The following is a 280-nucleotide window of genomic DNA, read 5'->3' as shown; positions in this document are numbered from 1 at the left end:
GGGGGCGTGCAGGCAGGCGGTCCGGGAGCCGAGCGCGCCGTCCACGAAGAGGTCGCCGCCCGCGCCGACCGCGCCCAGGCGCCGGGCGGTCCCGACGGCGCCGAGCTCCCCCCAGGAGCCGAACACCCGCGGCCCGCCGCCCTCGGCGGCCAGGGCGAGCAGGCCGGTGAAGTCCTCCTCGGAGGAGATGTCGGGGCCGCCGCACGCGTGGCCGGAGCCGATGCCGCGGGAGGCGACACGGCTCAGGGCCGCCTGCTGGGCGTCGCGCCGCTGGCCGGCG

General features: G+C 81.4%; 1 pseudogene. It reads right to left on the bottom strand.

Annotated elements, in window-relative coordinates:
* Positions 1–280: pseudogene (locus LO771_RS30455) on the bottom strand (amidohydrolase family protein); the annotation flags it as partial.

Origin of the sequence: Streptacidiphilus sp. ASG 303 (assembly GCF_020991365.1) — a bacterium.
Lineage (GTDB): Bacteria > Actinomycetota > Actinomycetes > Streptomycetales > Streptomycetaceae > Peterkaempfera.
This window is presented reverse-complemented; position numbering and strand designations above follow the sequence as displayed.